At 65.3% G+C, this 3,435-nt stretch carries 4 protein-coding genes and 1 pseudogene; 2 read left to right on the top strand and 3 right to left on the bottom strand.

Annotation, left to right across the window (positions count from 1 at the left end; genetic code table 11):
* The first annotated feature begins 172 nt into the window (after positions 1-172).
* On the top strand, positions 173-433 hold the full coding sequence (locus ACTWPV_RS49535) for a hypothetical protein (protein ID WP_443157202.1): 261 nt from the start codon (positions 173-175) through the stop codon (positions 431-433).
* 190 nt (positions 434-623) lie between these two features.
* A complete protein-coding gene (locus ACTWPV_RS49530; RefSeq protein WP_443157201.1) occupies positions 624-1,154 on the top strand; it encodes an MFS transporter in 531 nt (176 codons plus the stop codon).
* Positions 1,155-1,271: 117 nt separating this feature from the next.
* On the opposite strand, the gene ACTWPV_RS49525 is transcribed toward ACTWPV_RS49530, so the two are convergent.
* From ACTWPV_RS49525 to ACTWPV_RS49515, 3 genes and pseudogenes are all read right to left on the bottom strand, one after another.
* Positions 1,272-2,111, bottom strand: coding sequence for a hypothetical protein (locus ACTWPV_RS49525; protein ID WP_347648277.1), 840 nt, complete (start codon positions 2,109-2,111; stop codon positions 1,272-1,274).
* Positions 2,112-2,167: 56 nt separating this feature from the next.
* Positions 2,168-2,521: a peptidase inhibitor family I36 protein gene (locus ACTWPV_RS49520; RefSeq protein WP_443157200.1), complete on the bottom strand. Its 354-nt coding sequence runs from the start codon at positions 2,519-2,521 to the stop codon at positions 2,168-2,170.
* A gap of 586 nt (positions 2,522-3,107) precedes the next feature.
* Positions 3,108-3,317, bottom strand: a pseudogene (locus tag ACTWPV_RS49515) (transposase); the annotation flags it as partial.
* Positions 3,318-3,435 lie beyond the last annotated feature (118 nt).

Below are 3,435 nucleotides of genomic sequence, written 5' to 3'. Positions count from 1 at the left end.
CTGGCCATCGGCTTGGCACGCCTGCTCGGCTGGACCAACATCGCCGCTGCCACCGACCACTACCGCAGCCACCCAACCGACGGCCTTCAACTACTCGGTCTCACGACATGAGAACGCTTCAGCCCTGCCCTGGGCAGGGGCCACTTAAGGATGCTGGCGAAAGGAGCCGGCCGTGCCGGAGAATGTCGCACTGATCATTCGATTCCACCTGATGAGCGGCGAAGACGTCTCCGTGATCAGCGGGGACTTCGACGGAGAGCCGCAGGCGGTGGCGGCGATCGCTCGTGCTGTGGACGAGCGGCGCAGCCTGGTGTTGATGCGAGCGAGATATGATCGCGAAGCCGACGTGAACGGCATAGTCATCAACCTCGCCAACGTGGTGTCGGCGCGTGTGTCGAAGACAGACAGCGCCGAGGCGGGCCAGTACCTGTAGCAGCGGGCGTGCCCCAACACGCCCTGACAGTGGCCAGCCGGACGCGGTCGTCGACGATGGCACGTCGGTGACCGAAGCAGCGGACCTCCCGGTCAAACCGCGTACGCCGAAATCGAACGGGCAACGTCACAGGTCATAGGCGTCGTGACGCTTTGCCCCTTTCTCTCGTACTTGGTCCGCCCCCCTATTCGTGCTCACACTGACCCTGCATCTGCAGTCCGAGCTCGGCTACACCCCGCTCCAGGCGGGGCTCGCGTTCGTCCCGTACGCTCTCGGTTTCGGTGCGCTCAGCCTGAGTTGGAACCACTGCCCACAACGGCTGCGGCGTGCCATGCCGATCGTGGGCCCACTGGTCTTCGTGGCAGGGGTGACCCTGGTCGTGCTCCTCATCCGGGACCACGGGCACCCGTGGGCTTTCCTCCCGTTGCTGCTGTTCGCCGGGGCCGGGCACGCCGCCGCGTACAGTCCGCTGATCGCACAGGTCACCTCGTTGGTGGAACCCCGGTTCGCCTCGGCGATCTCGGCTATGAACTCCACCGGCCCCGTGCTCGCCGAGGTGATCGGGGTCGCGGGCCTCGGCAGCGTCTACTTCGCGGCATCCTCCTCCGCTGACGGTCTGCTCCTGGTCGTCGCAGCGGTCGCGGCACTCCTGGTCATTGCGACGACGTGCGCGGCTCTGGCGACCCTGGACCGCGCAGGCAGTGCGGACACCAGTAGGTGATCCGGTCCTGGGGCCGCGATGTGGGAGAGATCGACCCGCCGCCACCCGCAAAGCCGCGGATGCCTTGACCCCGCTCATCTTCGGCGAGCCGCTGCCCAGGGGTCACGGCCGGCATCGTCAGCCGCGAGCGACAGCATGGGAGGCGGCTTCGAGTTGCCGATCTTTGCTCGCCTTCAGTGCCTGGAATTCCTTGGCGTGGGCGCGGATGGCGGCGTGCTGGACGCGGTTTTCAGCGGCCGCCCAGGTGGACACGAGGGCAGTTTCGGTCTTGCATCGAACGTCGGCTTTCGCGGCGTGGATTTCCCGTGGTGAGGGCCGCTGTGTCGCCCACCGCTCGTCACTGATCGCGGTGAGCGGGTCGGTGTAGCGGAATCCCGCGGTTGCCATGCACGTGCTCCAAGCGCGGAAGGCATGAACGACGTCCGCTTCGCGCTGGGAAGTGTCGAAGGTCTTGAAGATGAGCCTGTTGAACAGGCCGGCATCGACCTTGGGAGCGCCCCGCGCCAGGCGGTCACCAGCCTTCTCCAGGCACCTGTCGGCGGCACGCAGGTCTTCGGAGGACAGGCTTTGCCTCCGGACGGCGCGTTTCGCCTTGCGGTCGGCCAGGGTGCGTCCGTCGGGGGGCATGTGATAGCCGAAGCGCTCGGCGTCCAGCGGCTCGATGATGCCGTAACGGCGTCGATGGGGCGGTGAGATGTCGGCCTCGGCGGTGCGCGGCAACAGCTCCCAGGCCCGCCCGCGTTGGCGCATGCAGTCCCGGACGAGGAGCTCCTCGGCGGATTCCAAGGTCATGATCTCGGCCGGCGAGAGGTCGTACGTGTCGAAGGGCAAGACGATGCGTCGCCCCGCGGCGCCCGGGTCGAGGGCGATCTTCTCAAGGGATCGCGGGTTCGCCGCCGAGCATCCCGCGGTCGCGGCGACGACGACCGGCAGAAGGAACCATACCCGAACGGACATCCCTGGGCTCCTGTGATCGCGGGGCGACGCACCGACGGCACATCGCCCGGTACGCGTTACGAGTAGATCGACGACGTCTTGTTGTCGAACCCGTTGTTCGTCAGGTCCTTGTCTTCGCTGCGTTGGCGAGCTTGGTAGCCGTCTGGGCCGACGCAGTTGCGCTTGTTATAGAACCAGACCCGGTCATTGGAAAGGTTAGCCATTGAGCTGGCCTTGTTATTCATGTTGGCGGCGACGTTTTCGCAGTTGCCTTCAGTTATGGTTTGCCAGCTTAGACCGCGGAAGTTGTCGTGCTCGAACAGGCAGAAATTGTATCCACAGGGGGCTGCCTGCGCGGCCTGGCCGAAGCCGACGACGCTGATAGCGCTCAGCGTCAGTGCGCCGATGGTCAGGGCAATCGTGCGTTTCACCGGTTTCCCTTCTTTGCCCTGGGAGGATTTTCCAGGGGTTTTACGATTATTTCCGCTTTGCGGGTGGGCGGGGCGGTATCTGACCCGGGCGGAGATCGAACGGCAGGACACCGGCACCTTATGGCGTCCTTTACTGTGAGTTCGCGTTCTCCACCTACTGGGCTTCAACCTGCTGCCGCGGCGGTAGAACCTCGGCTCCGCGGACACGCGGCAGCCGCCACCGCCCTACCGCTGGATCAGCTCATCAGGTCTCCATACCGGGTCGCGTCGCATCGGCCGCACCTCCCTTCGGCTTCGAGACGGGATGCCGCTCGTCGGTTATGAAGACGGTCAGCGTTCGCGCCATGACATTAGGGCACCCGACCCGTCAGCGAATCAGTCAACTGACTGGTTTCGCCGACCTCCTGCGTGTCAACGCCGGCTGAAAGGGTGGCTCAGGCGCACCCCGTGAGCAGTCGGTCGGATGGCTCACGCCAATGGCCACCCCGGCGACGCGCGGCTGGTGACTACGCCCGCCTGGCCAGCGGCGACACGCACCTGGCCATTGGGGTGTGTCCAGTCAGCGGTGTATCTCAATATTGCGTGATTAACGGGTGGTCGGGGCCAGGCGGCCTTCGAAGGTGATGGCGAAGGCATTGAGAGCGGCTTTCCAGCGGGTGATCCAGCGTTTGTGGCCCTTGCCGGTCGGGTCCAGGCTCATGATCGCCATGTAGACGCACTTGAGCGCGGCCTGCTCGTTCGGGAAGTGGCCGCGGGCCTTGACCGCCCGCCGGATCCGGGCGTTGACCGACTCGATCGTTATCTTGAGCGCTCGCTTTGATCATGATGCTGACCTGCTGGATTATGTTTCGGACAGTGTCATTGACGTGGTCCTGCAGGGTGCTGTGCCAGCGATCAGCGCGGGTCGATCGTTG

The organism is Nonomuraea sp. KM88 (genome assembly GCF_052245635.1).
Taxonomy (GTDB): domain Bacteria; phylum Actinomycetota; class Actinomycetes; order Streptosporangiales; family Streptosporangiaceae; genus Nonomuraea.
Note: the sequence above shows the minus strand (reverse complement) of the source record. Positions and strands in the feature narration are given on the sequence as shown.

Coding starts and splice junctions, on each gene's coding strand:
- ACTWPV_RS49525 (WP_347648277.1), bottom strand. CDS start 2,111: ATGTCCGTTCGGGTATGGTTCCTTCTGCCGGTCGTCGTCGCCGCGACC.